At 76.3% G+C, this 23056-nt stretch carries 16 protein-coding genes and 1 pseudogene; 3 read left to right on the forward strand and 14 right to left on the reverse strand.

Annotated features, from left to right (window positions below):
• Nucleotides 1-91: 91 nt before the first annotated feature.
• From RMN56_RS32500 to recN, 7 genes are all read right to left on the reverse strand, one after another.
• Nucleotides 92-2443: an MFS transporter gene (locus tag RMN56_RS32500; protein ID WP_313721697.1), complete on the reverse strand. Its 2352-nt coding sequence runs from the start codon at nt 2441-2443 to the stop codon at nt 92-94.
• The gene (locus RMN56_RS32505) at nt 2443-3576 is read right to left on the reverse strand and encodes a glycosyltransferase family 4 protein (protein ID WP_313721698.1); all 1134 of its coding nucleotides are present in this window, start codon (nt 3574-3576) and stop codon (nt 2443-2445) included. Before RMN56_RS32505 ends, RMN56_RS32500 begins: the two co-directional genes overlap by 1 nt.
• Nucleotides 3573-5267 (reverse strand): murein biosynthesis integral membrane protein MurJ, encoded by a 1695-nt coding sequence (gene murJ / locus RMN56_RS32510; RefSeq protein ID WP_313721699.1) that lies wholly within the window; start codon nt 5265-5267, stop codon nt 3573-3575. Before murJ ends, RMN56_RS32505 begins: the two co-directional genes overlap by 4 nt.
• A 1-nt stretch (nt 5268) precedes the next feature.
• Nucleotides 5269-6132 carry a hypothetical protein gene (locus tag RMN56_RS32515; protein ID WP_313721700.1) on the reverse strand — a complete coding sequence of 288 codons (864 nt, stop codon included), beginning with the start codon at nt 6130-6132 and terminating at the stop codon, nt 5269-5271.
• A gap of 46 nt (nt 6133-6178) precedes the next feature.
• Nucleotides 6179-7120, reverse strand: coding sequence for a copper transporter (locus RMN56_RS32520; RefSeq protein WP_313721701.1), 942 nt, complete (start codon nt 7118-7120; stop codon nt 6179-6181).
• 27 nt (nt 7121-7147) lie between these two features.
• On the reverse strand, nt 7148-8326 hold the full coding sequence (gene steA / locus RMN56_RS32525) for a putative cytokinetic ring protein SteA (protein WP_313721702.1): 1179 nt from the start codon (nt 8324-8326) through the stop codon (nt 7148-7150).
• Between the two features lie 118 nt (nt 8327-8444).
• Entirely contained in the window at nt 8445-10202 is a 1758-nt protein-coding gene (recN, locus tag RMN56_RS32530; RefSeq protein ID WP_313721703.1) for a DNA repair protein RecN, read from the reverse strand.
• Nucleotides 10203-10281: 79 nt separating this feature from the next.
• Here recN and RMN56_RS32535 point away from each other — a divergent pair, with 79 nt between their 5' ends.
• On the forward strand, nt 10282-11268 hold the full coding sequence (locus RMN56_RS32535) for a TrmB family transcriptional regulator (protein ID WP_313721704.1): 987 nt from the start codon (nt 10282-10284) through the stop codon (nt 11266-11268).
• Between the two features lie 185 nt (nt 11269-11453).
• On the opposite strand, the gene RMN56_RS32540 is transcribed toward RMN56_RS32535, so the two are convergent.
• The 5 genes from RMN56_RS32540 to RMN56_RS32560 form a co-directional block, all read right to left on the reverse strand.
• Complete coding sequence (locus RMN56_RS32540) at nt 11454-15185, reverse strand: S8 family peptidase (RefSeq protein ID WP_313721705.1); 3732 nt, start codon at nt 15183-15185, stop codon at nt 11454-11456.
• A gap of 663 nt (nt 15186-15848) precedes the next feature.
• Nucleotides 15849-16733 carry an NAD kinase gene (locus tag RMN56_RS32545; protein ID WP_313721706.1) on the reverse strand — a complete coding sequence of 295 codons (885 nt, stop codon included), beginning with the start codon at nt 16731-16733 and terminating at the stop codon, nt 15849-15851.
• Entirely contained in the window at nt 16730-17584 is an 855-nt protein-coding gene (locus tag RMN56_RS32550) for a TlyA family RNA methyltransferase (protein WP_313721707.1), read from the reverse strand. The genes RMN56_RS32545 and RMN56_RS32550 overlap by 4 nt, the downstream gene beginning before the upstream one ends.
• A gap of 23 nt (nt 17585-17607) precedes the next feature.
• Nucleotides 17608-17853: a hypothetical protein gene (locus tag RMN56_RS32555; RefSeq protein WP_313721708.1), complete on the reverse strand. Its 246-nt coding sequence runs from the start codon at nt 17851-17853 to the stop codon at nt 17608-17610.
• On the reverse strand, nt 17850-18503 hold the full coding sequence (locus RMN56_RS32560) for a phasin family protein (protein ID WP_313721709.1): 654 nt from the start codon (nt 18501-18503) through the stop codon (nt 17850-17852). The genes RMN56_RS32555 and RMN56_RS32560 overlap by 4 nt, the downstream gene beginning before the upstream one ends.
• 111 nt (nt 18504-18614) lie before the next feature.
• Here RMN56_RS32560 and RMN56_RS32565 point away from each other — a divergent pair, with 111 nt between their 5' ends.
• Complete coding sequence (locus RMN56_RS32565) at nt 18615-18950, forward strand: SCP2 sterol-binding domain-containing protein (RefSeq protein ID WP_313721710.1); 336 nt, start codon at nt 18615-18617, stop codon at nt 18948-18950.
• A 9-nt stretch (nt 18951-18959) separates the two neighbouring features.
• Here the strand turns inward: RMN56_RS32565 and RMN56_RS32570 are convergent, their stop codons facing one another.
• Together RMN56_RS32570 and RMN56_RS32575 are read right to left on the reverse strand one after the other, a co-directional pair.
• A complete protein-coding gene (locus tag RMN56_RS32570; RefSeq protein WP_313724916.1) occupies nt 18960-19955 on the reverse strand; it encodes an HAD-IIA family hydrolase in 996 nt (331 codons plus the stop codon).
• Nucleotides 19956-20484: 529 nt separating this feature from the next.
• A pseudogene (locus RMN56_RS32575) lies at nt 20485-21163 on the reverse strand (tetratricopeptide repeat protein); the annotation flags it as partial.
• On the opposite strand from RMN56_RS32575, the gene RMN56_RS32580 reads away from it, so the two are divergent.
• Nucleotides 21110-23011 (forward strand): hypothetical protein, encoded by a 1902-nt coding sequence (locus tag RMN56_RS32580; protein ID WP_313721711.1) that lies wholly within the window; start codon nt 21110-21112, stop codon nt 23009-23011. The pseudogene RMN56_RS32575 and the gene RMN56_RS32580 overlap by 54 nt on opposite strands.
• Nucleotides 23012-23056: the final 45 nt, after the last annotated feature.

Consider the following 23056-nt stretch of genomic DNA (forward strand, 5'->3'; position numbering starts at 1 on the left):
ATCACGCGATCCACGGGATTCCACGGTAACACCTCCCCGGCCCCGCAGCGGCGTCGCACCCTCCGTCGGCGCACGTGAAGCCGCTTTCGCCTCAGCCGGCGGGCACCTCGGTCGATGCCGGGCCGGGCTGGGCCGGTATCCGGGGCGCTCGGTCGGCGGTGGCGTCCGGCGCCCGCGTACCCGGTTCGGGACCCGCCGGAGTGCCCTCGGCGGCGGCCGGGTCGGGGTCGGGCCGGGCGGCGCCACCCGCGGCGGGGACCGCGGCCGCGCGCCCGCCGCTCGGGCGGTCCCCGGTGGGGCCGCCGGGCGGGGCCGACCCGCCCCCGTCGCCCGGGCGGCCGCTGCCCGGCAGGGTGCGGTCGGTGGAGTGGTCGAGCACCCGCAGGGCCGCCAGGGCCGCCATCGGCACCACCAGGGCCGCCGCCGCCCCGGCCACGTCCAGCGCCGAGCCGCCCAGCACGCCGCCCAGGCCGGCGGCCACGCCGGTGCCGGCCATCGCCGCCCGGATCGCCGGGTAGATGCCGAACAGCCGCATGAGGCCGCCCCAGGGCTGCAGCAGGGCGAACCAGACCAGCGCCGCGCCGGCCAGCGCCAGGACGGTGAGCGGGCTGTTCACGAGGGTCTGGAAGTTGGCGGTGCTGGACCGGTGCACGGTCAGCCCGCCGGTGCCGTCGCCCAGCGCGGCCAGGAACCGCCCCAGGCTCCCCCGCTCGGCCTCCGGGCGGCCGACGTCGACCACGGCGAAGCCGATGGTGACCGCCAGCCCGGCCATCGTGGCCCACGCCAGCCGGCTCACCGTCAGCCAGCCGCCGGTGCAGATGGCGGCCGCGACGCTCACCCCGGCGGTGAGCGCGATCGCGCCGATCGAGTCGGCGCCCAGGAAGGGGCTGCCCACGATGACGACGGCCGCCCCGCCCACCGCGACCATCACCATCGGCCGCCAGGCCCGGCGGACCCGCTGGGCCAGCCAGCCGCCGCACAGCAGCGAGCCGGCGATGAACACGCCCAGCCCGACGGTGCCCAGGCCGGCGTACCGGCCGCCCTCCAGCGCGGAGTAGCCGATCACGCCGTTGAGCTGCAACCGGGAGCCGGTGAGCACGTCCACCCCGACCACCAGGGTGGCCAGGGCGGCCACCGCGCCGAGCGGGCCGAGGGTGCGCTCGTGGCCCGGGGTGAACCGGACGGCGGCGGTGCCGCCCACGGTCAGCAGGGCGGTGACGGAGGCGAACCACCAGCCGGCGTGCGACCCGCGCCACCAGGGCACGGCGTCGGCGAGCAGGGCGGCCGGCACGGCGAGCGCGGCGGCGATCAGCAGCAGCTCCACCGCCGCCACCACCCGCCGGGACACCGGCTCGGGGCCGTGCGGGCCGGCATGCCGGCGGGCCCGGCGCAGCAGCGGCAGCACCGCCAGGGCGAGGGCCACCTGGGCGGCGGCGAGCAGGGTGAAGAACCAGCCGGCGACCCGGCGCTGCGCGGCGGCCTCGCGGTCGGCGTCGGCGGGCGCGTCGATCGCGGCGCGCAGGTCGTCGGGGCGGTCGCCGGCGGAGACGGCGGGGCGGCCGAGGAAGAGCCGCTCGGGCATCGGTCGGCCCAGGGCGGCGAGCGCCGTGGGGGCCAGGTCGACCAGTTGCAGGTAGCCCTCGCGGGCGGTGCTCGGCGAGGTCAGCCAGCCCCGGCCCCAGCCCGGGCCGTCGGCCACCGCGACGTGCAGCCGGGACGGGTTGTCGGTGTCCGAGACGCCGGCCACCAGGACCAAGGAGCGGGGTGGCCGGGCGGCGAGCACCCGGGCGAGCTGGGCGTCCACCTGGCGGGCCTGGGCGGCCCGGCTGGTCGGGTCCTCACCGTCGACGGTGCCCAGGTCGACGATGCTCAGCACGCAGGAGCCGAGCAGCTTCGCCGGGTCGGCGGGGAGCGCCGGCGCGTACCGGTCGACCCGGCCGAACGGGCGCGCGGCGGCCACCGCGGCGCCCGGGCCGACCGCCACCGAGCAGCGCACCGACTCGGACAGCGCGCCGGGGGTGGTCCCCCAGGAGAGCCGGTCCTGGTTGTAGGCGACCACGCTCTCCTGGTCGGGCAGGTTCGCGCCGATCCCGTCGGGCTGCTCGACGGCCACGCCGCTGGCCGGGCAGCCACCGCCCGGGCGGCTGCCGTTCCAGGCGGCGAAGTTGCCGGCGCCCAGGGTGAGCCAGCCGTCGACGGGGCAGGTGGGCCGGTGCGCGGAGCGGACGGAGAGCGAGCCGATCGAGCCCTCCTCGGCCATCCGCCACAGCGTGGGCGTGGTCTGCGGGTCGACGTCCTCCCAGCGCAGGCCGGCCGCCCCGGCCAGCACCACGAAGTCCGCGCTGCGCTCCGGCGCGCCCTCGTCCGGGCGCGCGGCCAGCGCGGTAATGCCGAGCGCCACCACGACCAGGGTCAGCAGCACGGGGGTCAGTCGGCGCAGCATCAGCGCGTCCCCGCCGAGTGCTCGGGCGTCAGCTCGGCGTACAGGTCGACCAGGGCGCCCGTGGTGTCCGCCTCGGTCGGCCAGGTCGCAGCCCGGGCGGCGCCCCGGCGGCCCAGGTCGGCCCGGCGGGCCTCGTCGTCCAGCAGGCCGCGCACCGCCGCGTCGACGGCGTCCACGTCGCCGGCGGGGACCAGCACCGCGGCGTCGCCGACCAGCTCCGGCAGGCCGCCGACGGCGGTCGCCACCAGCGGTACGCCGGCGCCCAGCGCCTCCTGGGCGAAGAGCTGGCGGGCCTCCCAGTCGCTGGTCACCACGGCGAGGTCGGCGGCGCCGAGCAGGTCGGCCACGTCGGTGCGGTGCCCGAGCAGGGTCACCGGGGCCCGGGTGGTCGAGATGCGCGCGGCGAGCGGCAGGTACGCGGGCCCGCTGCCGGCGATGACCACGAGCGGCGCGGGCTGCCGGGTACGCCATCGGGCGGCCGCGTCGACGAGGATGTCGTACCGCTTCTGCGGGTGCAGCCGGCCCACCGAGACGATCAGCGGCCGGGCGGCGGTGACCCCGAACTCGGCGCGGACGGCGGCCCGGCGGCGGCGCGGCGCGGGCAGCGCCGGCGCGGCGACCGGGGCGAGCCGGGCGTCGGCGGCGCCGAGCGCGGCGGCCCGCTCGACCAGGTCGGCGGAGGCGCCCAGGGCGACCCGGACGTTGCGGGCGACGATCCGCTCGGCCAGCCGGGACAGCGTGCCGCGCAGCCCGCCGGCGAGCACGGCGTTGTGCCAGGTGACCACGAGCGGGGCGGCCGGCCGGGCCAGCACGGCGACCAGGCCGGCGCGCAGCCCGTGCGCGTGCACCACGTCGACCGGCGGGTCGGCGAGGGCCCGGCGCAGCGCGGCGACGGCCCGCGCGTCGGCGGGGGTGGGGCTCGCCGGGATCTCCACCGGCGTGAAGCGGGCGCCCACCCCGGTGAAGTCGAACTGGTCCTGGGTGGCGGCCGGGCCGCAGACCAGCACGGACGCGCCGGCCTCGGTCAGGCCCCGGGCGATCGAGCGGACGTGCTGCCCGACGCCACCGGTGCTGGAGGCGAGAACCAGGGCCACGGAGCCGGGCCACCGAGGCGCCGACGAGGCGTCCGTCATGAGGAAACGGTCTCCTTTCCGTCGCCCCGCTCGCCGGGACGGTGGTCCTCCGGCGGGCCGTCGCCCGCGCCGGACGGGCGGCGCCGGCCGAGCCGGCGGGTCACGGCCGCGAGCAGTGGCCGGACGTCGCGGGCGTCGGTCGCCCAGGCGACGGCGAGGAACAGCACGCCGACCACGACCCCGGACAGCATGCCCTGAACGAGGGCCTCCCCTGTCGTCGGGGTGCCGCCGGCGAGCCCGGCGAGTCCCCGGGCGGTGGCCGCGCCGCCGAGCCCCGCGACGGCCGCGGCCAGCAGGCCGGCGGCGCCGGCCCGCCCGACGCCGGCCAGGGCGGCCGGGCCGGCGGAGCGGAGCACGGCGGCGATCAGCAGCCCGCCGAGCAGCAGCATGCCGGCGGAGGTGGCCAGGGTCACGGCGAGCACGCGGTCGGCGAGGGGCAGCAGGTGCCCGAGCAGCACGGCCAGCACCGGCACGCTGAGCCAGCCGAGGGCGGTGGCGACGGTGGCCGCCCGGGTCTCCCCCCGCGCGTAGAGGGCGCGGGTGAGCACCGCGAACAGGCCGTAGCCGAGCAGGCCGGGCGCGAAGCCGGCGATGCCGGCCGCGGCCGTGGCGGCGTCGGCCGGGTCGAAGAAGAAGTGCCCGACCGGGCCGGCCGTGCCGACCAGCGCGGCGGCCCCGAGCAGGCTGAACAGCACCACCCCGCGCACGGCCGGGGCGAGGGTGTCCCGGTAGGTGCGCTCGTCCCCGGTTGCCCGGGCCGCCACGAGCGTCGGGTACGCGGCCACCGCGAGCGGCACGGCCAGCACCGACCAGGGCAGGAAGTAGACCGTCTGGGCGAGGTTGTAGACGCCGACGTCGGCGGTCCGGCCGTAGGTGACCTGGTTGAGCGCGACGACCAGGGCGATCTGCTGGGCGGCGACGGTGACCACGCCGGCGACGGCCAGCCCACCGACCCGGGCCCGGGCGTCGGCGGGGAACCGGAAGCCGGGCCGGGGCCGCAGCCCGAGCCGGCGCAGCGGGACGAGCAGGGACAGCGACAGCACCACCACGCCGAGCGTGGTGCCACCGGAGAGCAGCAGCTCACCGCCGGAGCCGACCTCGCCGACGCCGGCCAGGCGTCCCTCCGCGGCGGTGAAGCCGAGGTAGACCACGATGACGGTGACGCTGGACAGCAGCGGGGCGATCACCGGCCAGGCGAACCGCCGGTGCGCCTGGAGGACCCCGGTGAGCACGATGCCGACGCCGTAGAGGGGCAACTGGGGGGCGAAGACCCGCAGCATGCGGGCCCCGACCTCCTGCTGGGCGCCGTCCAGGCCGTGGCCGAGCACCCCCAGCAGCGGGTCGGCGAGCAGCGCCACCAGCACCGCGAGGGGCACCAGCAGGCTGAGCGTCCAGGTGAGCAGGGCGCCGGTGGTGGCGGCCACCGCCCGCCGGTCCCCCGCCTCGACCGCGCCGGCCAGCAGCGGTACGACGAGGCTGGCCAGCGCCCCACCGGCGACGATTTCGAAGATGAAGTTCGGGACGTAGTTCGCCACCAGGTAGGCGCCACCGAGGTCGGTGGGGGCGAGCGTCCAGGTGAAGACGGCGGTGCGGCCGAAGCCGGCCAGCCGGCTGACCACGGTGAGGACGGCGATGAGGGCGGCCGCTCCGGCCACGCGGCCGGCGCCGGCGAGGGGTGCCGGTTTCGTCACGTCAGTCGGCGAGCCGACCCAGCTCGTCGAGGTGCCGCAGCCCCGGGGTCCGCTGGATCACCTGGGTGAAGCTCACCTTCTCGCTGGCAGCGGTGAGGGCGGCGAGAACGGCCAGCACGCCGGCCCGGCCCAGTGGCCCGGTGCGCGCGGCCAGGCTCACCCCGAGCAGCGCGCCGAGCGCGTTGGCGCCGCTGTCGCCGACCATGACCCGCTCGTCGAGGTCCTCCCGGACCAGCCCGGCGGCCGCCCCGACCGCGCCCGCCGCGATGCCCCCGAACGGGCCGCGGGCGAGGGGCGTGCCGAGCAGCATGCCGGCCTTGAGCGCCCGGCCGGGGCGCAGGTCGAGCAGGTTGACCAGGTTGGCGGTGCCGGCCACCACGCCGGCGCCGAGCAGCACGTCGACCCCGCGGCGGAGGGCGCCGGCCGCCTGCCGGCGGGGGTGCGCGGCGACCCGCGGGTCGGCGGCGAGCAGCGCCGCCGCGCCGAGCCCGGCCACGCCCACTCCGGCGATCTTGACCAGCCCGGCGGTGACCCGCCCCTCGCGCAGCGCGGCCAGGTGCCCCGCGAACCCCTTGGCGGCCTTCTGGTCGGGGCGCGCGCCGACCACGTCGTCGTAGAGCCCGACGGAGCCCGCGCCCACGCCGGCGAGCAGCGCGGCCGCGCCCGCCGGGGCGCTGCCGGCGCCGAGCGCGCCGGCGGTGGCCGCGCCGACCGCGAGGGCGGGACCGGCGGCCAGGGTGACCGTGCGGCCCCGGAAGTTGGTGCGCTCCAGCGCCGGCGCACCCGGCGAGGTCCGCACCTCCCGCAGCACGTAGCGGGCGGCCAGCGCCCCGGCGCCGACGGCCAGCAGCCGACCCAGTCTCACGCGACCCCTCCGATCCGGATGTTGAGCGCGACGCGGTACGGACCGGTCACTGGGGCAGTCTAGGCAGCAGCGCGCTGGCGTTGTCGCCGACGCCGTACTGGCCGGCCTTCTTCTCGGTCAGCTGCTGCACCAGGGCCAGGCTGGTGACCAGCTGCCCCTGCACGGTGTTGGCGTTGTCGACGGTCGAGATGGTCTGGGACAGCACCGGGTCGCCCCGGACCACGGAGACCACGTTGCCGCCGGCCGAGCCCATGCCGCCGACCACGATCGCGCCGGTCCGGTCGAACTGCTCGGCGATCTTCACCACCGACTCGTCCTTCTCCGCCGAGTACTTGTCGACGTACGGCTGGCCGCTGACCAGCACGACCGCCTCGGCGGCGCCGCCGATCTTGTCCTGCGGCGTGAGGTAGCCGGAGTTGGTGTACTGCTGGACCACCGCCCGGCGGTCCGCGTCACTCACCGCCGGGCTGCCCTGCGGCCGGTCCAGCAGCACGCTGGCGAGCAGCGCGCTGGAGGTCTCCACACCGTGCCCGTTGCCCGGCAGGCCGGAGGTGGGCACGCTGTTCGGGCGGGCCGCCGTGACGGCCAGCTCCAGCAGGTTGTTGTTGCTGTCCGGGTTGATGAACTTGTCCTGGACGTCGATCCGGGCGGTGACGTTGGCCCCGGCCAGCTGGAGCATCTTCATGACGCCCTCGGTGTGGTCCCGGCCGCTGGGCAGGCTGAGCACCAGGACACGCCGGCCGTTCAGCTTGCCGGGGAGGATGACCTGCGCCATCTCGGCGGCGAAGTCCTCCTCCATGTCCAGTTCCTTCTGGAGGCTGTTGACCGACTGGCGCATCAGCGAGTTGTCCTTGCTGAGCCCGTTGACCCGCTCCTTGAGCGAGTCGGCCACCGGACCGTTCAGGGCGGCCGTGCCGACCACCAGGCCGATGGCCAGCGCCAGGAAGACCGCGGTGAGGGACACCACGTGGTAGCGGAAGTTGATCACGCTTGCAGCCTCTTGATCGTCGGGGAGCTAGAAGATCTGGCCGAGCCGGAACACGAAATTGTCCCACCACTCCGACACCACACCCAAATACGCCTTCCCGACTGTGGAGACCGCCACCGCCGAGGCCATCGCGGCCACCGCCGAGAGGATGAGCAGCAGCAGCGAGGACCCGGAGATGCTCTGCCGGTAGAGCCGGCTCACGCCCTTGGCGTCGACCAGCTTGCCGCCCACCTTGAGGCGGGTCAGGAAGGTCGAGGCCATGCCACCGCGGCCCTTGTCGAGGAACTCCACCAGGGTGGCGTGGGTGCCGACGGCCACCAGCAGCGAGGCGCCCTTCTCGTCGGCCAGCAGCATGGCCAGGTCCTCGCTGGTGGCCGCGGCCGGGAAGGTGATCGCCGGCACACCGAGGCCCTCGACCCGGGCCAGGCCCGGCGCCCGGCCGTCCGGGTAGGCGTGCACGATCACCTCGGCGCCGCAGCGCAGCACGTCGTCGGTGACCGAGTCCATGTCGCCGATGATCATGTCAGGGGTGTAGCCGGCCTCGACCAGCGCGTCGGCGCCGCCGTCCACGCCGATGAGCACCGGCTTGAACTCCCGGATGTAGGGGCGCAGCACGTCGAGGTCGGCCTTGTAGTCGTAGCCCCGGACCACGATGAGGCAGTGCCGGCCCTGGATCTGGGTCTGGATCTCCGGCACGCCGACGCCGTCGAGGAGCAGGTCGCGCTCCTGCCGGAGGTAGTCCATGGTGTTGGCGGCGAACGCCTCCAACTGCACCGACAGCCCCTCGCGGGCGTCGGCCATCGACTTGGCCACCGTCTCGGCGTCCTGCAGGGCGCCGTGCGCGACCGGCTCCTCGCCGACGAAGACCGTGTTGCCCTCGATGCGCACCACGTCGCCCTCGCGGATCTGCTCGAAGACGCTCTCGCCGAGGTCGTCCAGGAGCGGGATGCCGGCCGCGATCAGCACCTCGGGGCCGAGGTTCGGGTAGCGCCCGGACACCGACGGCTTGGCGTTCAGCACGGCGGCGACACCGACGGCCACCAGCGAGTCGGCCGCCACCCGGTCCAGGTCGACGTGGTCGATGACCGCGATGTCGCCCGGGCGGAGCCGGCCGACCAGCCGTTTCGTCCGGCGGTCGAGGCGCGCGGTACCGAGGATCGAGCCCGGTTCCGCGTTCCGGGTCCGGCGCAACGTGGGTAGACGCATCGTGACCATCCTGGCATGTGAGGCAGGTTTTGCTGTCGCGACATGCCTGAGCAGGGCCGCCTACCCAGGGAAGCACACCGGAGCGCACGCCGGTGTGCTTGCGCTCACAATCTCGGGATCAGGGGCGCCTTTCCTTGGCCGCCACCGCCAGGAGCTCCTCGGCATGCGCGATACCCAGATCCGAGTCCGGCAAACCGGCGAGCATCCGGGCCAGCTCGCGGGCCCGCTCGGTGTCCTCCACCACCCGCACGCCGCTCGTGGTGACCGCTCCCCCGGTGTCCTTCGCCACCACCAGGTGCCGGTCGGCGAACGCCGCGACCTGCGGCAGGTGGGTGACCACGAGCACCTGGTGGCTGCGGGCCAGCCGGGCCAGCCGGCGGCCGATCTCCACCGCGGCCTGCCCGCCGACGCCCGCGTCGACCTCGTCGAAGACCAGGGTGGGCGGGCCGCCGGAGCCGGCGAAGACCACCTCGATGGCGAGCATCACCCGGGACAGCTCGCCACCGGAGGCGCCCCGCTGCAACGGCAGCGCCGGAGCGCCCGGGTGGGCGAGCAGCCGCAGCTCCACCTCGTCGGCGCCGTCCGGGCCGACGCCGGCCTCGACCCCGTTGACCGGCAGGCTCGGCTCGGCCCGCCCGGCCGGCCGGGGCAGCACGGCCACGTCGATCCGGGCGTGCGGCATGGCCAGCCCGGCCAGCTCGACGGTGACCTGCTCGGCGAAGCGGACCGCGGCCTCCTGTCGGGAGGTGGAGACCCGGCCGGCCAGGTCGGCCACCTCACCGGCGAGCCGGGCCGCCTCCCGGTCCAGCTCGTCCAGCAGGTCGTCGGAGGTGTTCAGGTCGGACAGTCGGGTGCGGGCCCGCTCGGCCCAGGCGATCACCCCGTCGACGTCGTCGGCGTACTTCCGGGTGAGGCCGCGCAGCGCGGCCCGGCGCTCGTAGACGGTCTGCAGGCGGGCCGGGTCGGCGTCCAGCGCGGCCAGGTAGGTCGACAGCTCGGCGGAGACGTCGGTGACCAGGGTGGCCGCCTCCTCCAGCCGGGCGGCAAGCTCGCCCAGGGCAGGGTCGGTGCCGGCCTGCGCCTCCAGGGTGCGCCGGGCGGTGCCGAGCAGGGCGGTGGCGTCGGGGGTGTCGTCGGCCGCCTCCACGCCGCCGGCCACGCACTGCTGGGCCAGCTGGGCCGCGGTGCGCAGCCCCTCGGCGTGCTCCAGGCGCTGCGCCTCCGCCTTCAGCTCGTCGTCCTCGCCCGGCTGCGGGTCGACCCGGGTGATCTCGTCGAGGCCGAGCCGGAGCAGGTCGGCCTCCTGGTTGCGCTCGCGCGCGTTGCGCCGCCGGTCGGCCAGGTCGTCGACCACCGCCCGCCACCGGGTGTGCGTCTCGCGCAGCGCGTCGAGCAGCTTCTCGTGCTCCGGGCCGGCGAACCGGTCGAGCGCGGCCCGCTGCTCGGCGGGGCGCAGCAGGCGCAGCTGGTCGGACTGGCCGTGCACGGCCACCACCTGCTCGCCGACCTCGCCCAGCATCGACACCGGCATGCCGCGGCCGCCCAGGTGCGCGCGGGACCGGCCCTCGACGGTGACCGTGCGGCTCAGCAGCAGCGAGCCGTCCTCGTCGGGTTCGCCGCCCGCGTCGATGATCCGGGCGTGCACCGTCTCGGCCACCCGGCCGTCCAGGCGCAGCCGGCCCTCCACCACGGCGCGGCCCGGTTGGGCCCGGACCCGGCCGGCGTCGGCCCGGCCGCCGAAGAGCAGACCCAGGCCGGTCACCACCATCGTCTTGCCCGCACCGGTCTCGCCGGTGATGACGTTCATCCCGCCGGTCAGCGGCAGCGTGGTGTCCTCGATGACGCCCAGTCCGGTGATGCGCAGCTCTTCCAGCACAGCACCCGACAGTAGACGCGTCCTCCGACACTTGACCAGCCGGCGCGGTGCCGCTGGCGGGGTCGTACAGTTCTGCCCCGTGCTCGACGTGATCGGCCTGACCCCCGACGAGGAGCGGCTCTACCGCTGCCTCGTGCAGCTCACGACCGCGCGGGTCGACGAGTTGGCCGGGCGGCTGGGCCGCCCGCCCGGGGAGATCCTCGCCCAGCTCGACGCCCTGCGCGGCAAGGGACTGGTGCCGCCGGCCGGGCCGGAGCCCGACGCGCCGCTGCGGCCGCTGGCCCCCGACGTTCCGCTCGGTGAGGCGCTGCTGCGCCGGCAGGCGGCGCTGGAGGCGGCGCGCGCGGCGGTCACCCAGCTCACCGAGGAGTACCGGGCCGGGATGCGGCGGCACAACGCCGACCATCTGGTCGAGGTGATCACCGGGGCGCGGGCGCTGCGCGAGCGCCTGCGCGACCTGCAGAACGGCGCCCGGGACGAGGTGCTCTGGTTCTGCCGGGCCAACCCGCTGGCCATGCCGGGCCAGGAGAACGTCGAGGAGTTCGACGCGCTGGCCCGCGGGGTCCGCTACCGGGCCATCTACGAGCGCGAGATGCTCCTCGAACCGGGCGCCCTGGCCGACGTCGAGCAGGGCGTCCGCGCCGGCGAGCAGGCCCGGGTCCTCGACCGGCTGCCCGTCCGGCTGGCGGTCGTCGACGGCCGGACGGCGGTCTGCCCGCTGGTCCCGGAACGGGGCGGCGGGGAACCGACCGCCGCGGTGATCGGCCGCAGCCAACTGCTCGACGCCCTGGTCGCCCTCTTCGAGAGCCACTGGCTGATGGCGACGCCGGTGAGCTCGTCGGCCGCGCCGGTCGAGGACCGGGCGGCCGGCGGGTACCGGCCGGACGCCGACGAGGTCCGACTGCTGTCGCTCTTCGTGGCCGGAGTGCCGGACAAGTCCATCGCCTCCCAGCTCGGCGTGAGCCGCCGCACGGTGCAGCGGCGTCTCGCCGATCTGATGACCGTGGCCGGGGTCGACACCCGGCCGGGTCTGGCCTACCAGGCCGCCCGTCGCGGCTGGCTCTGACCCGTCCGACACCCCGCCACCGGCCGCGCCGCCGCCGGCCCCGCCTCCCGAGTACGGTGCCGGCGGCAGCGACCGGCCGTGGCGCCGTCCGTGGCGCCCACCACCCGGAGGGGCGGGCACCACGGACGGACGGGGGGTGACGTCCACGCGGGCGAGGGGGGGGTCCGTCCCGCGTGGAGGTCCGCTCAGCGCAGGCCGTACGCGTCGAGCACCGTCTGGTCGACGGTGTTGCCCGCCCGGTCACCGGCGTGCACCCGCAGCGACACCGTGCCGCGCCCGGCCGGCACCATCGCGGTGAACCGGGCGCCCGAGCCGTGCACCGGCACGGCCCGCCAGTGGCGTCCGCCGTCGAACGACACCTCGACCCGCACCCCGACACCGGTCGGCGCCGGTACGCCCGCCGGCTGGCGCAGGGTCAGCCCCACCTGGTGCGGCCGGCCGCCGGGCACCTCGCCCCGCAGGTCCGCCGGGACCCGGTAGTCCACCTGCAGCAGCGACAACGGCTGGGCGGTCTCACCGTCCGGCCGGGCCGAGGTGAACTGCCAGGCCGTCTCGGTACGCGTGGCCCACCGCCACTCTTCCGAGGCGCGCTGAGTGGTGACGTCCAGCCGGTACCGGGCCGCGCCCGGGGTGGTCGGCACCGGCGCCCAGCCGCCGGACAGGTCGGCGATCTGCTGCCCGTCGCGGCTCAGCCGGCGCTCGACGGTGTCCTGCTCCTCGCCGAACCCGGCCGCGCTGTAGTGGCCGTCGGCGTCGACGAACTCGGCCACCCGCGGGTCGAGGGTGTCCCCGGTACGCGTGGGCACCGGCACCCCGGAACCCGCCGGCACGGCCGGCCGGATCACCGGCGCGTTCCACGTCTCGGCGACCCGGTCGTCGGCGGCGTACTGCCGGGGCGGCGCGACGGCGCCCCCGATCAGCCGGCCCCAGGACCATTGGAGGCGGTGCAGCACCCGCTGCTGCCACCAGTTGTCCCCGGCGCTGACGAACTCCTGCCGCACGCTGCCGGTACGCACCAGCCGCTTCTCGTCCATCCAGGAGTACTCCTGCCAGGGCCGCCAGCCGAACCGCTGCTCGTCGGCCCAGTCGAACCCGCCGGTGTCGGCGTAGCGGGCGGTCACCTCGGCGGTGTTGTCCGCGGTCACCACGTGCACGATGTGATCCGGGATCCGCCCCTTCGACACCTGCCACACGTCGTACAGGTAGGGGCTGTTCACGGTCAGCGTCAGGTCCAGCGTCACGCGTCCGGCCTTCGCCGCCGCGATCATCCGCTGCCCGTCGTCGTACGCGACCACCATCGACGGGATCGGCAGGCGGTCCCCGTCGGGAGCCCAGTCCGTCCACGCACTCCACTCCGCCGGACGGACGATGAGCAGCATCGCGGCGCCGGCCGCGGCGGCGTCGGCGACGATCTGGCTCTCATCGGTGCGGTCGGGCCTGCCGGCGACCAGCGCGGCGGCACCCCGGACCCCGGCTCGGGACAGCTCGGCGGGGGTGCCGTCGCCCGCCCACACCAGCGGCAGCTTCCGCCGGCCGTCCACAGCCGGCGACTGCCGCAGCAGGTTGACGTCCAGCGGACCGGAGACGTTGCTGACCTTCGCGTCCACCATGGGGGCGACCAACTGCCAGCGGGAGGCGAACTCGAACTGGCCCTCGCGCACCGGCGCGGTCGGCGTGACGTTCACCTGCTCGACCGTGCTGAACTCCATCGTGCCGTGGTCGACCTGCCGGCCGTTGCCGAAGACCCGGTGCTCGAAGAAGCTGATGACCGCCCGCTGTTCGGTCGGCTTCGGCGTCTCGATCCGCACCGGGGTGCCCTTGCGCGGGTCGAGCACCACGGTCATGTCCCGGGTCACCATCAGCTCCGGGTCGGTGACCAGGGTGCGCTGCTCGTGCTGCGGAGTGCCGTGCTGGAACAGCCCTCCGAGCAGGTACGGGCCCTCCTCGACCTGCACCTGCGCCTCGCCGGGGATCCAACCGATCTGGTCGGACTCGGAGTGCTCGCCGAAGAGGGTGAACACCGTGGCCACGCCGGGCTGCCCGGCCATGTCCAGCGCGCGCAGGGTGACGGTGTGCAGCGGGCCCTTGCGGGTGAGGCCGACGGCGGTACGCACCGCCACACCGTCCGCACCGGTCGCCACCAGCCACCCGCCGTACAGCCCGCGGTCCAGCTTCGCCGGGTCGGCGCGCAGCGGCACGGCCACGCTGCCACCGGCGGGCACGGTCACCTCGGAGCCGACGGAGACGCCGTCGGACTCGGCGGCGCCGCTGTCCAGGTTGCGCAGCTCCAGGGCCAGCCGCAGGGTCTGCGGGGACGAGGTGCCGTTGGTGTACGTGACAGTCCGCTCCGCCACCGCGTCCCCGGTGTACACCCGCCCGAAGTCGGCGGTGGCTGAGCCGTACACCCGCTGGCTCAGCGCGCGGGCCACGTCCACGCGGCCGCCGCCCTGCTCGAAGACGGTCAGCGCGGGGTTCGCCTTCGTGGTGCTGACCAGCGCGTCCTTGAGCTTCGCGGCGGTCCAGTCCGGGTGGTCCTGTGCGAGGATCGCGGCCGCGCCGGCCACGTGCGGCGTGGCCATCGACGTCCCGGACGCCCGGGTGTACGCGTCGTCCACCGGCGTACCCATGGTCGTGCCGGCGGCGCGGGCCGCGACGATGCCGACGCCCGGCGCGGTGATCTCCGGCTTCAGGCCGTTGTCGCCGAGCCGGGGACCGCGGCTGGAGAACTCCGCCAGGTTGTCGTCGCGGTCCACCGCCCCGACGGTGAGCGCGGCGCTGGCCGCGCCCGGCGCGCCGACGGTACCCGGACCGCCCTCGTTACCGGCGGCGATCACGAAGAGCGTGCCGGTCTCGACGGTGAGGTCGTTGACCGCCTGGCTCATCGGGTCGGTGCCGTCAGTGGCCGGGCCGCCGAGGCTCATGCTGACCACCTTCGCGCCGGAGTGGGCGGCCCACTCCATGCCCGCGATGATCCCCGAGTCGTAGCCGCTGCCGCTGTCGTCGAGCACCTTGCCGATCAGCAGCCGCGCACCGGGCGCGACGCCCTTGCGCAGTCCGTCCGAGGCGGCGCCGCTGCCCGCGATCGTGGAGGCCACGTGGGTGCCGTGACCGTGCCCGTCCCGGGCGCTGCCGCTGCCGGTGAAGTCCTGCGTCTCGGCGATCCGGCCGGCCAGGTCGGGGTGGCCGGCGTCGACGCCGGTGTCGAGCACCGCGACCCGGACGCCGTTGCCGTCCCGGCCGGCGGCCCAGGCGGCCGGGGCGCCGATCTGCGGCACGCTGTGCTCCAGCGTCACGTGCGTCCGCCCGTCCAGCCAGACCCGGGCCACGCCGGCGCCGAGCCGGGGCGCCGCGCCGGCGGCGGTCCGTGCGCCCGGGTTGCCGCGCAGCGTCGTCCACAGCCCGCCGAGGTCACCCTTGCCGACCCGCAGCGCGGCGCCGTTGATGCTGGCCAGGGGACGGGCGGCGCTGGCTCCGGCGAGCGGGCGCACCCGGCCGGCGGCCGGCTCCTGGTAGCGCACGATCAGCGGCAGCGCGCCCTGCGTGGCGTCCCCGTACCCGTCGTCGACCAACTCCTGCACGTCGAACAGGTCCGCGTCGAGCACCCCGGCGGAGACGTACGGGACGGCGTCGCTGGGCAGCACGCGCAACCCGCCGTCGGCCTCGATGGTCTGGAAGGTGATCCGGTCGCGGCCGGGGCCGGGACGGACCGTCGCGGCGACCCGGCCGGGCGCGACCCGGACGAGCTCGACCTGGTCGCCGGTGATCAGGGTGATCCGGGCGGGTGCGCCGCCCGGGACGGGGGTGGCCGGGCTCGGGCCGGCGGGCCGGGCGGGCGGGTCGGCGGACGCCGGTGCGGCGAGTCCGACCAGCAACGCGCCGACCGCGCCGGCGGCGAGCCAGCGTGGGGACCGGTGCATGCGGTGTGCTCCTCTACTCCGAGGCCGCCCTCGTGGAGATCGGCCGACCGGAGTCTGCGACGGAGATCATCCGTTGGTCACTAGGTTCGGACCGCCGCACCGGCGACATGTCGCCAGGTGGACACGGCACGACCACGGTCGGACCACCGGGTGTCGGGCGGGTTACCGCGGGCGGCCGATGGCCGGGGTGCCGGAGACGAGTGCGTCGCCGCCCGGTTCGTGAGCCGCCGTTTCCTCCGACGGCGGCTCGCCGATCCGGCCGACCCGACCGGGGTCGAAACCCGGCCGGGCGCGGCTCGCCGTCCGCCCGCCGCGGCCGGCCGCGACTCCTCCGACACCCCGACCGTCGTGGACCCGACCACCCCCTGGCCAGGGCCACGACCGCCGGACTGCGCGGTCCGGGCGGACACGGCCTCGCCGCCCCGCCCGGACTCCACCTCGACGCAGTCCGGACGCCCCGATCGCCGTCCCGGGGAACGGCGGCACCGGCCCCGACGGGCGCCCGCCGCGGGAGCGGAACGCATCCGCCCCGGCCCGGTGCCGGCCACGTTCGCCGGAACCCGGCGCGGCGTGCCCCGTCGGGGGAGGCTCCTACCGTAACCCTCCCGGGACCGGAGCCGGGTACGCCGAACCGGCCGGCGCCGGTCTTCGCTGAGTCGCCGGTCAGCGACGGTTGCCGCGCCAGCCCTGTACGGGAAGGCCGAACTTGGCCACCAGCCGGTCGGTGAACGGCCGCGCCCGGAGCCGGACGATGCGCACCGGCAGCGCGCCCCGGCGCACGGTGACCCGGGCGCCCGGGGGCAGGTCGTAGACCCGCCGGCCGTCGCAGGAAAGCACCGCGAGGGTGGTGAACGGATCCACGGTGATCACGAAGGTGGACGTCGGCGCGGTGACGAGGGGGCGGCTGAACAGCGCGTGCGCGCTGATCGGCACCAGCAGCAGCGCCTCCACCTCGGGCCAGACCACCGGCCCGCCGCCGGAGAACGCGTACGCCGTGGAGCCGGTGGGCGTCGCGCAGACCACGCCGTCGCAGCCGTAGCGGGACAGCGGCCGGCCGTCCACGTCGACGAGCAGCTCCAGCATCTGGGCCCGCTCGCCCTTCTCCACGCTGATCTCGTTGAGCGCCCACGACTCGATGGTCGGGCCGCCCTCGAACTCGGCGGTGACGTCGAGGGTGAGCCGTTCGTCCACGGTGTAGTTGCGCCCGACCACGTCGCGCACCGCGCTGTCCAGGTCGTCGATCTCCGCCTCGGCCAGGAAGCCGACCTTGCCGAGGTTGATGCCGAGCAGCGGGGCCTTGGCCGGGCGGGCCAGCTCGGCGGCGCGCAGGAACGTGCCGTCCCCGCCGAGCGCGAACACGATCTCCGCGCCCTCGGCGGCCTCCGGGCCGGTCACCGGCACCACGCCGGGCAGGTCGAGGTCGTCGACCTCCTCGGCGACCACGCGCACCTCGAAGCCGGCCGCGATGAGGTCGGCCGCCACCGCGCGCGCGTGCTCGGTGCTGCGCCGACGACCCGTGTGCGTCACCAGCAGAGCGGTCCGGCTCACCCGGACACCTCCTCAGTCGTGGCCACCGGCCCGGCGGCCGGAGATCCCTGCGGGCCGGCGGCCACCACCGCGCGTACCCGGTCGGGGTCCGCGGCGGGCGCGTCCCGGCGTAACCATACGAAGAACTCGACGTTGCCGCTCGGCCCGGGCAGCGGGCTGGCGGCCACGCCGGCCAGGCCCAGCCCGAGCTGCGCCGCCGCGGCGGCCACGTCGAGCACGGCCTCGGCGCGCAGCTCCGGGTCGCGGACCACCCCACCCGCGCCCACCCGGTCCTTGCCCACCTCGAACTGCGGCTTGACCATCAGCGCCAGGTCGCCGTCGGGCCGGGAGCAACCGGCCAGCGCGGGCAGCACCAGCCGCAGCGAGATGAACGACAGGTCGGCCACCGTCAGGTCGACCGGGCCGCCGATGGCCTCCGGCGTGAGGGTACGCACATTCGTGCGCTCGAAGACGCGCACCCGCTCGTCGTTCCGCAGCGGCCAGGCGAGCTGCCCATATCCGACGTCGACCGCCACCACCTCGGCGGCGCCGGCGCGCAGCAGCACGTCGGTGAAACCGCCCGTGGAGGCACCCGCGTCGAGGCAGCGCCGGCCGGCCACGGTCAGCCCGCCGGGGGTGAACGCGGCGAGCGCGCCGGCCAGCTTGTGACCGCCCCGGGAGACGTACTCGTCGGCGGGGTCCTCGCCGGTGACCAGCAGCGGGTCGGCGGGGTCGACCATCGCGGCGGCCTTGCGGGCCGGCACCCCGCGCAGCTGGACGCGACCGGCCTCCACCAGCGCGGCGGCCTGCTCACGGGAGCGGGCCAGGCCGCGGCGGACGAGTTCGGCATCCAGCCGGGTACGACGTGCCATCGGTGGTTGTTCTCCGCCTCTCCTCAGGCCTGGTCGATGCTGGCCAGGGTCTCGCGCAGCGTCTCGTACGCCGCCTCGTACTGGGCGATCTGGTCCGCCGGGGAGAGCGCCTCGGCGTTGATCATGGCGTGCACGGCCGCGTCCACGGCCGGGTGCCGTGCCTCGCCGACCTCCTCGACCGGCGCCGGCCGTGCGCCGGGGGGCGGGCCGGGCCGGGGACCGGCCGGCGGCGGCCCGGGGCGCGGGCCGGGACGGAAGGGCGCGGTCACGACTCGGCACCGCCGGTCGGCCTGCGGCCGGCGGCCTTCTTCGCCGGGCGCACCGGGGCGGCCGGCGACTCCTCGGCCGGGGTCTTCGCGACGGTGGCCGAGGGCTTCTTGACGATGGCCTTCTTGGCCACGGCCTTCTTCGCGACCGCCTTGGTCCGCGCCGGCACAGGGGGGGCCGAGACGGGCGCCTCGGCGGCCGGGGCGGGCTCCTCGGCGGCCAGGTCCCCGGAGGGCGTCACCTCACCGGCGCCCGCCGTCTCGGCGGCCGGGCCGGGACCGGCCGGCGCGCGCCGCGCGCGGGTCTCCGCAGCGCCGGCGCTCCGCGCCCCGGTCTCCGGCGCTCCGGTGGTCTTCGCCTCCCGCAACTGCCGCTCCAGGTCGTGCACCCGGCGGGTCAGCTCGGCGACCTCGTCGGCGGTGGCGAGGCCGACCGCGCCCAGCGCGCGGTCCACCTCGAAGCGGACCAGCTTGGTCAGCGCCTCCCGGTTCGCCGCTCCGGTGGAGACGAGCTCCTCGGCGAGCGACTGGAGCTGGGCGGCGGTCGCGCCGCCCTGGCCGACCACGCGCTTCACCGCGTCCTGAGCCTTCTTCCGGGGCGCCTCCGTCAGGCCCATGGCCAGCTCGAGGTAGGCGCGCCACGCGTCCTGCATGCCAGAGTCCCTTCCGCGGGGCGGGGTGTGCAGGTGTCACGCTACCGGGCGCCCCGGACGTCCGATTGCGGTACGGTGCCGGGAACGGCGTGGCGCGTGTGAGGAGATGATGTGGCCAGCGTGGACGAGTGCCGGCAGGCGTTGCAGGACCTGGCCGCCCGGCTGGACCGGCACGCCGAGGCGCAGGAGCGGATCGACCTCGACCGCACGCTCGCCTGCCGCATCACCGACCTCGACACCGCGTTCCACGGGCGCATTGAAGGCGGCCGGCTGGTCGACCTCACCGACGGCGACGACCCGAAGGCGAAGATCGCGCTGAGCACCACGAGCGACGACCTGGTCGCCCTGGTGCACGGTCAGCTCGACGTCATGAAGGCCGTGGGCTCCCGGCGGGTGTCGATCAAGGCGAACCCGTTCGACCTGATGAAGCTCCGCAAGCTGCTCTGACCGGGCTGGTCAGCCCGCCAGGCCGAGCGCCGCCAGGGCCTTCTCCGCCGCCGGGGACGCCGGCCGCACCCGCGGGCCGGCCCCCGTCGACCAGGCCGCCGCGCACAGCGCCGCGAGGGCGTCGAGCGGGCGTCCCGCGCCGTCGAGGGTGAGCCCCCCGTCGGCGACCGTCGCGGACCAGCCGCCGGCGTCCGCCGTGCCCGGCACCCGCACCACGGCCGCCGGGTCGAAGAGCCCCGCCAGGTCGAAGGAGACGTACGCGGGCCGGCGCGACTCGGGCGCGGCCAACAGCTCGGCCACGTCGCTGACCCCGGTGAGCACCAGCAGGCTGTCCAGGCCGGCCCGGCGGGCGCCCTCGATGTCGGTGTCCAGCCGGTCGCCGACCACCAGCGTCCGGCCCGAACGGGCCCGGCGGGCCGCCGTGGCGAACAGCGCCGGCTCCGGCTTGCCCACCACCACGTCGGGATCCCGCTCCAGCGCGGTGCGCAGCACCGCCACCAGCGAGCCGTTGCCCGGCAGCGGGCCACGCGGGCTGGGCAGGGTCCGGTCGGTGTTGGTGGCGTACCAGGGCGCGCCCGCCCGGACCGCCAGCGACGCCTCGGCCAGGTCGGACCAGCCGACCTGCGGGCCGTACCCCTGGGCCACGGCGGCGGGCTCCTCGTCCACCGTCGAGACCGGGCGCAGGCCCACGGCGCGCAGCTCCGCACGCAGCGCCTCCGCACCGACCACCAGCACCGGCGCGCCGGCGGGCAGCCGGTCGCGCAGCAGTTCGGCGGTGGCGGCCGCGGAGGTCAGCACCTCCTCCGGCCCGGCCGGCACACCCATGCCGGTGAGCAGGTCGGCCACCTCGCTGGATCGGCGCGAGGCGTTGTTCGTCGCGTACGCGACCGCCCGGCCCTCGGCGTGCAACCGGCCGACCGCCTCGACCGCGCCGGGGATCGGCCGGTCGATCAGGTAGATCACCCCGTCCAGGTCGAAGACGACCAGGGTGTACCCGTCGACCAGCCGGTCGCCCGTTCCGGCCCGGTCGCGTTCCCCGCGATCCGGACCGGAACCCGCGTCCCCGGTGTTCCCGGTCACCGGCGCTCCGGCTCCCCGTCGCCCGGTGTGTTCCCGTCCGGGCCGGCGGCGTCCACGGCGGCGGCGCGGGTGTCGGCGGCGAGCGAGCGCGCCTCCGCGTCGGTCAGCTCGTCGTCGCCCAGGTCCGCCGCGTCCCGGTCCCGGTACCCGGCGCCCTCGCCGGCCGGCACCGCGTCGGCGGCGTCCGCGGCGACGGAGTCCGCCGTGTCGGCACGCAGCCGGGCGTCACCGTCGAGGTCGTCGTCCTCGTCGTCGTCCTGGTCCGCGTCGCCGTCCAGGTCGTCGTCCTCGTCGGCTTCGTCGCTGAGGTCGTCCTCGTCGTCGAGGTCGTCCTCGTCCTCGTCGTCGAGGTCGTCGTCCCCGTCGCTGAGGTCGTCTTCGTCGTCTTCGTCGTCTTCGTCGTCCTCGTCGTCGTCTTCGTCGCTGAGGTCGTCTTCGTCGTCGTCCTCGTCGTCGTCGAGGTCGTCCTCGTCGTCGGAGTTGCCGGTGAGGTCGGCGTCTGGACGCGCCGGCACGGCACCCGGGGTGCCCGGACCGGCCGCGATCTCCTCGTCCTCCTCGTCGTCACCCTCGATGACGACGCCGTCCAGCTCCAGCAGCCGCTCGGCGGCGTCGGTCTCGCCCTCGGCGTCCACGTCGGCGGCCCGGGAGAACCACTCCCGCGCCTCCTCCCGCCGGCCCACCGCGAGCAGCGCGTCGGCGTACGCGTAGCGCAGCCGCGCCGCCCACGACTCGGTCGAGTCGGCGGTCAGCTCGGGGACCTGGAGCATGGCCACGGCCGCGTCCTTCTGCCCGAGGTCGCCCCGGGCCCCGCTGGCCACGATCAGCAGCTCGATGGCGACGGCCTGGTCGAGCTTCTCCCGGTCCGCCCCGCGGAACAGGTCGATGGCCCGCTCGGGGCGACCCAGCGCCCGCTCGCAGTCGGCCAGCACCGCCAGGTGGCTCTGCAGCCCGGTCATCCGGTGGTAGGTGCGCAGCTCGGCGACGGCCGTCTGCCACTCCCCCGCGTGGTACGCGGCCAGCCCGACCGCCTCCCGCACCGCGGCGATCCGCGAGGCGAGCCGGCGCGCGGCCATGGCGTGCGCCAGCGCCTCGGTTGGGTTCTCGTCGATCAGCAGGCCGGTAGCGACCAGGTGCCGGGCGACGGTCTCCGCCACCGGCTTGGCGAGGGAGAGCAGCTCCGCGCGGACCGCCGAGTCGAGGTCGCTGGCGACCACCTCGTCCGGCAGCGCCGGCGCCTCACCCGTACGCCCCTCGACGCGCTCGTCCTGCCGCTCCCGGTAGGCGCCGTCCGGCCGGCGGTCGTCCCGGCCGTAGCCCCGGCGCTCACCGTCCCGCTCGGTACGCTCGCGCCCACCGCGGAAGCCGCCCTCGCGGTCGTCACGGCGGAAGCCGCCGGGCCGCTCGTCGCGGCGGAAGCCCTCGCGGCGGTCGCCGCCGAAGCCACCCTCGCGGCGCTCACCGCCACGGGACCCGCCTACGTGGTCGTCGCGGCGGAAACCTTCGCGGCGCTCGCCACCGAAGCCACCCTCGCGGCGCTCACCGCCACGGAAGCCGCCCTCGCGGCGCTCGCCACCGCGGAAGCCGCCCTCGCGCTCGCCGCCACGGAAGCCGCCCTCACGGCGCTCACCGCCACGGAAGCCGCCCTCGCGATCGCCACCACGGAAGCCACCCTCGCGGCGCTCGCCGCCACGGAAGCCGCCCTCACGGCGCTCACCGCCACGGAAGCCGCCCTCACGGTCGCCACCACGGAAACCACCCTCACGACGCTCGCCACTGCGGAAGCCGCCCTCGCGATCGCCACCACGGAAGCCACCTTCACGGCGGTCACCACCACGGAAGCCACCCTCACGGTCGCCACCACGGAAACCACCCTCACGACGGTCGCCCCCACGGAAGCCGCCCTCGCGGTCGCCACCACGGAAGCCGCCCTCACGACGGTCGCCGGCGGCGGAGCCGCCAGGGCGCTCACCGCCACGGAAGCCACCTTCACGACGGTCCCCGCCGCGGAAGCCGCCCTCGCGGTCGCCGCCACGGAAACCACCTTCACGACGGTCGCCGCCGCGGAAGCCCTCGCGGCGCTCGCCACCGAAGCCGCCCTCGCGGCGCTCGCCGCCACGGAAACCGCCCTCTCGGCGCTCACCGCCACGGAAGCCACCCTCACGGTCGCCACCACGGAAACCACCTTCGCGGCGGTCGCCCCCACGGAAGCCGCCCTCACGGTCGCCACCACGGAAGCCGCCTTCGCGGCGCTCTCCGCCGCGGAAGCCGCCCTCGCGGTCGCCACCACGGAAGCCGCCTTCGCGGCGCTCTCCGCCGCGGAAGCCGCCCTCGCGGTCGCCACCACGGAAACCACCCTCACGACGGTCGCCACCGGCAGAGCCGCCACGGAAACCGCCCTCACGACGGTCACCGCCGGCAGAGCCGCCACGGAAACCGCCCTCACGACGGTCACCGCCGGCAGAGCCGCCACGGAAACCGCCCTCACGACGGTCACCGCCGGCAGAGCCGCCACGGAAACCACCCTCACGACGGTCACCGCCGGCAGAGCCGCCACGGAAACCACCCTCACGACGGTCACCGCCGGCAGAGCCGCCACGGAAACCACCCTCACGACGGTCACCGCCGGCAGAGCCGCCACGGAAACCACCCTCACGACGGTCACCGCCGGCGTTGCCGCCCCGAGGGCCGGCGTCGCGGTCGTCGCGGCGGAAGCCACCCTCGCGCCGCTCGCCGCCGCGGGAGCCGCCGTCACGGTCGTCGCGGCGGAAGCCACCCTCACGGCGGTCGCCGCCGCGGAAGCCGCCCCGCGGACCGCCCGAGCGGTCGTCGCGGTCGCCCCGGGGACGGTCGTCGCGGCGGGCGTCGCCGCGCCCCTGCCCACGCTCGGCGCGGTCCTCGTTACGACGGGGGCGATCCTCGCCCTGCGGTCCTGTACTCACGGGTACATCCTTCCTCATTGCGTCCGCCAAGGACGCTAACGCAGTCGAGGGCCGACCCTGCTGGGGCGGCCCTCGACTGGAAGA

Origin of the sequence: Micromonospora halotolerans (genome assembly GCF_032108445.1) — a bacterium.
Taxonomy (GTDB): domain Bacteria; phylum Actinomycetota; class Actinomycetes; order Mycobacteriales; family Micromonosporaceae; genus Micromonospora; species Micromonospora halotolerans.

Excerpts from the sequence above, each read along its gene's own strand:
- RMN56_RS32505 (WP_313721698.1), bottom strand. The coding sequence starts at position 3,576 with ATGACGGACGCCTCGTCGGCGCCTCGGTGGCCCGGCTCCGTGGCCCTG.
- RMN56_RS32500 (WP_313721697.1), bottom strand. The coding sequence starts at position 2,443 with ATGCTGCGCCGACTGACCCCCGTGCTGCTGACCCTGGTCGTGGTGGCG.
- RMN56_RS32560 (WP_313721709.1), bottom strand. The coding sequence starts at position 18,503 with ATGCAGGACGCGTGGCGCGCCTACCTCGAGCTGGCCATGGGCCTGACG.
- RMN56_RS32540 (WP_313721705.1), bottom strand. The coding sequence starts at position 15,185 with ATGCACCGGTCCCCACGCTGGCTCGCCGCCGGCGCGGTCGGCGCGTTG.
- steA (WP_313721702.1), bottom strand. The coding sequence starts at position 8,326 with ATGCGTCTACCCACGTTGCGCCGGACCCGGAACGCGGAACCGGGCTCG.
- RMN56_RS32550 (WP_313721707.1), bottom strand. The coding sequence starts at position 17,584 with ATGGCACGTCGTACCCGGCTGGATGCCGAACTCGTCCGCCGCGGCCTG.